Source organism: Streptomyces sp. NPDC051243 (genome assembly GCF_044455405.1).
Taxonomy (GTDB): Bacteria; Actinomycetota; Actinomycetes; order Streptomycetales; family Streptomycetaceae; genus Streptomyces.
This window is the reverse complement of sequence record NZ_JBITES010000038.1, coordinates 1-5,261: the sequence shown is the minus strand read 5'-3', so window position 1 is coordinate 5,261 and position 5,261 is coordinate 1. Positions and strand designations below refer to the sequence as shown.

Sequence of the window (5,261 nt, the reverse complement as noted above, 5' to 3'; positions counted from 1 at the left end):
CTCGGCGAAATCGAAACCACCCTCACCACCCACCCCGCCCTCCGCGACGCCGTCGTCCTCGCCCGCGAAGACACCCCCGGCGACAAACGCCTGGTCGGATATCTCGTCCCGTCCGGCGACTCGGCCCCGGACACCGCGGAACTGCGGGAGTTCCTGGCCCGAGGCCTGCCGGACTACATGGTCCCGGCGGCGTTCGTCACGCTGGAGGCGATCCCGCTCACCGCCAACGGCAAGCTCGACAAGCGCGCCCTGCCCGCCCCTGGTGAGGACGCCTTCGCCCGGGCTCCCTACGCGGCGCCCCGCACCCCGGTCGAGGAGCAGGTCGCCGCGGTCTGGGCCGGCGCCCTGGAGGTGGAGCGGGTCGGTGTCCACGACAGTTTCTTCGACCTGGGCGGCGACTCCATCCGCGCCGTGGCCCTCGTCGGCGCCCTGCGTGACGCGGGCTTCGATCTCTCAGTACGCGATGTCTTCGACCGGCGTACGGTGGCCGAACTCAGTGAGCTGCTGACCGGCCGCTTAGCGATACCGGCTGAACACCTCACGCTGGTGGAGCCGTTCGCGCTGATCTCCGACGAGGACCGGGCGAAGCTGCCCGACGGGGTCGTGGATGCCTACCCGCTGTCCCAGATCCAGACCGGCATGGTCATCGAGATGCTGGCCGACGAGGAGAAGAACCACTACCACAACTGCAGTTGCTTCCGGATCCTGGACGACCGGCCCTTCGACCTCGCCGCGTTCCAGAAGGCCGTGGCCCAGGTCGTGGAGCGTCACGACATGCTGCGCACCTCGGTTCATCTGACCGACTTCTCGGTGCCGCTGCAACTGGTCCACGAGCGCGCCGAGGCCGCCGTCGGAGTCCGCGACCTCAGCCACCTCGACGAGAACGAACTCCAGGACTCGCTCCAGGAGTTCGTCCGGGCCGAGCGCGCCGCCCCCTTCGACCTGAGCGCGCCCACCCTGATGCGCTTCCACGCGCATGTCACGGGCGACACGGTCTGGTGGATCTCGGTCACCGAGTGCCACCCGATCATGGAGGGGTGGAGCTACCACTCCCTTCTGATGGAGCTGCTGGGCTGCTACCGGCGCCTGCGTGAGGGCCTGGAGCCCGAACCGTACGAGCGGCCCGCCGTACGGTTCGCCGACTCCATCGCGGGGGAACTGGCCTCGCTCGCCTCCGCCGAGGACCGTGCCTTCTGGCACCGGATCACCGGCGACTACGAGAAGTTCACCCTGCCGTCCGGCTGGGGCGACGACAGCGGCGCGCCGCGTGTGAAGCACCAGGTCCAGGTCTCCTGGGAGGACCTGGAGCCGGCGCTGCGGGCGCTCGCCGCCAAGGCCAGGGCGTCGCTGAAGAGCGTCATGCTCGCCGCGTACGGCAAGGTCATGGCCGGGCTCACCGACGCCCAGGCGTTCCATGCCGGTCTCGTCTTCGACGTGCGGCCCGAGGTCACGGGCGCCGACCGGGTCTACGGCATGTATCTCAACACGCTGCCGCTGGCCTTCGACCGGATGCCGGCCACCTGGCTGGAGCTGGTTCGCGCCACCTTCGCCCGTGAGGTGGAGACCTGGGAGCACCGCCGCCATCCGCTGCCGGCGGTGCAGCGCGAGATCGGCGGCACCCAGCGCCTGATCGACGTGTTCTTCAACTACCAGGACTTCCGGCAGGTCGACGCCTCGCTTGTGGACGACCGGGTCGGCATCGACGACAGCCCCACCGAGTTCCCGCTGACCATCTCCTCCCGGGTCAAGCACATCTTCCTGACCGCCGACTCCTGGTCGCTGACCCTGGAGAACACCGAGCGCATCGGGGCGATGTTCCGAGCGGTGCTGGAGGCGATGGCAGCCGACGCCGACGGCGACGCCCGCGTGCCGCTGATCCCGGCCGAGGAGCACGAGCGGCTGGTCGGCGAGTGGGCGGTCAACCCCACCGAGCCGGTGACCGCGACCGTGTTCGAGCTCTTCGAGGAACAGGCCCTGCGCACTCCCGACGCGCTCGCGGTCGTCGCCGGCGACGAGCGGCTGACCTACGCCGAGCTCGACGCCCGCGCCAACCGCCTCGCCCACCGGCTGCGTGAACTCGGTGTCGGGCCGGAGTCGGTGGTCGCAGTGCTCCTGGACCGGAGCGCCGAGCTGGTCGTCGGACTGCTCGGGGTGTGGAAGGCGGGCGGCGCCTATCTTCCGATGGACCCGGTCTTCCCGGCCGAGCGCGTCGCGCACATGCTCGCCGACGCCGACGTCGCCGTACTGCTCACCCAGTCCGCCCACCAGGAGCGGTCGGCAGACGGTTTCGGCGGGCGCACGCTGCTCGTCGACGTCGACCGCGCGTCGGTCGACGCCCAGCCGTCGTCGGCCCCGGAGCGGGTCGCCGATCCGGACCGGCTGGCGTACGTCATCTACACCTCGGGATCCACCGGGCGGCCCAAGGGCGTGCTGGTCCCGCACAGCGGGCTGGCCAACCATGTCGCCTGGGCCGTGCGCGAGCTGACCGGCGCCGGCGGTGGCGCCCCGCTGTTCTCCTCGATCGCCTTCGACCTGGTGGTGCCCAACCTGTGGGCGCCGCTGCTGGCCGGGCAGCCGGTGCATGTCCTGCCCCAGGATCTGGACCTGGGCCGACTCGGCGAGACGCTGGCGGCCGGTGCCCCGTACGCCTTCGTGAAGCTCACGCCGGCCCACCTGGAAGTGCTGACGCACCAACTCTCCACGGACCAGGCGCGACGGCTGGCCCCGCTGCTCGTCGTCGCGGGCGAGGCGTTCCGCCGCCAGGCCGTGCGGTCCTGGCGGGAGCTGGCGCCGGACACCGTGCTGGTCAACGAGTACGGCCCGACCGAGAACTCCGTGGGAACCAGCACCTGGCCCGTTCCCGAACCGGCACGGGACGGCGCGCTGCCCGATGTGATGCCCATCGGCCGGCCGCTGCCCGGTGTGGCGATGTACGTGCTCGACGGACGTCTCCAGCCCGTACCGACCGGTGTCGCGGGCGAGCTGTACGTCGGTGGCGCCGGCGTCGCCCGCGGCTACCTCGGCCGCCCCGAACTCACCGGCGAACGCTTCCTCCCGGACCCGTACGGCCCGCCCGGAGGACGGCTGTACCGCACCGGGGACATCGTCCGGGTCCTGCCCGACGGCAGCGTCGATTTCCTCGGCCGCGGCGACGGACAGGTCAAGATCCGTGGCTACCGCGTCGAACTCGGCGAGATCGAGGCCGCGCTCGGCGACCACCCCCGGGTCGCGGACGCACGCGTGCTGCTCCGCGAGGACGCGCCGGGCGACAGGCGGCTCGTGGCCTACCTCGTGCCGGACGGGGACAGCGCCCCCGACCCCGCCGAACTGCACGCCCTGCTCGGCCGCACCCTGCCCGAGTACATGGTGCCGTCCGCGTTCGTGGCACTGGAGTCGATTCCCCTCAACGCCAACGGCAAAGTGGACCGGCGGGCCCTGCCCGCCCCGGGTGAGGAGGCCTACGCCCGGGTCGAGTACACCGCGCCGCGCACCCCGTTGGAGGAGCGGGTCACCGCGGTGTGGGGCCAGGTGCTCGGCGACGGCCGCCTCGGAGTGCACGACGACTTCTTCGACCTCGGCGGCGACTCGATCCGCGCGGTGGCCCTCGTCGGTGCCCTGCGTGACGAGGGCCTCGACGTGGCGGTCCGTGACGTCTTCGCGCACCGCACCGTGGCCGCACTGTGCGAACTGCTGTCCGGCCGAACGGAGCCGGCCTCCGCCGTGCGGGCCTTCACCGCCCCGTTCGCGCTGGTCTCCGCCCAGGACCGCGCGAAGCTGCCCGAGGGCGTCGCCGACGCCTACCCGCTCTCCCTGGTGCAGACGGGCATGCTCGTCGAGACCCTCGCCGACCAGGAACGGGGCAACTACCACAACGTCAACGTCTACCGGGTGCACGACGACCGGCCGTTCGACGCCGACGCCTTCGCGCAGGCCGTCCGCACCGTGGTCGCCCGTCACGACGCACTGCGCACCTCGGTGGCGCTGAGCGGCTACTCCGTGCCGCTGCAACTCGTCCACGCGTCTGTCGAGGTGCCCGTCACCGTGCACGACCTGCGCGAACTGACCGAGGAGCGGCAGCGGCAGGCCATGACCGCGTACGTTGCCGAGGAGCGGGCCAGGGCCTTCGCTCTCGGGGGCACCGAGCCACTGCTGCGCGTCGCCGCCCATGTCCTGGGCGCCGACTGGCTGTGCGCCTTCACCCAGAGCCACGCCGTCATGGACGGCTGGAGCAACCAGCTGTTCCTGGTGGACCTGGTCCGCGTCTACCAGCGGCTGCGCGACGGCCTGGAGCCGGAGCCGTACGAGGCTCCCGAGGTGCGGTTCGCCGACTCCGTGGCCGCCGAACTCGCGGCCCTGGAGTCGGAGGAGGACCGCGCGTACTGGGATGCCGTGGTCTCCGAGCACACCAAGGCCCAGATCCCCGCCGGCTGGCACGGTGACCTGGACTCGCCCGCCGAGACCATCCGCGCCGGAGCGCGCTTCGGCGATCTGGAGGAGTCGCTGCGGGCCCTGGCCGGCGCGGCCCGGACGTCGGTCAAGAGCGTGCTGGTCGCCGCGTTCATGAAGGTCATCGGGCAGCTCACCGACGAGCCCGCCTACCACGCCGGCCTGGTCACGCACTGCCGCCCGGAGGCGTCCGGCTCCGACCGGATCTACGGCACCTATCTGAACACCCTGCCGTTCCCCGCCGACCGCTCTGCCCGCACCTGGCGGGAGCTGGTGCGGCAGATGTCCGACCGGGAGATCGAGGCCTGGCCGCACCGCCACTTCCCGATGCCGGCCATCGCCCGGTCCGACGGCGGCCGTCTGGTCGACGTCTTCTTCAGCTATCTCGACTTCCACCGGATGGACGCCGAGGAGGCGGAGGACGGCTGGGGCTTCAACGACGCTCCCAACGAGTTCGCCCTGACCGTCACGGCCCTCGGCGGCGTCCTGAGCCTGCGCTCCACCTCCCATGTGCTCAGCCAGGCCAACGCCGACCGGATCGCCGGGATGTTCCGGGCGGTGCTGGAGGCGATGGCCGCCGACCACGACGGCGACGCCCGCGCCGTGTACCTGCCCGAGGGCGAGCGGGAGCAACTGCTCGCGGCGGGCCGGGCCGCGGTCTCTGCGACGCCGGTGACGCGGACGGTGCACGAGCTGTTCGAGGAGCAGGCGGCAAGGACGCCGGACGCGGTCGCGGTCATCGCGGACGGCCAGTCCATGACCTACGCCCAGCTCGACACCCGCGCCAACCAACTCGCCCACCGGCTGCGCGAACT

At 71.8% G+C, this 5,261-nt stretch carries 1 protein-coding gene; it reads left to right on the top strand.

Features of this window, described 5'->3' with window-relative positions; all coding sequences use genetic code 11:
• Positions 1 to 5,261: amino acid adenylation domain-containing protein (locus tag ACIBAG_RS45650; protein WP_399114065.1), on the top strand; the 5,261-nt coding region annotated here is incomplete at both ends.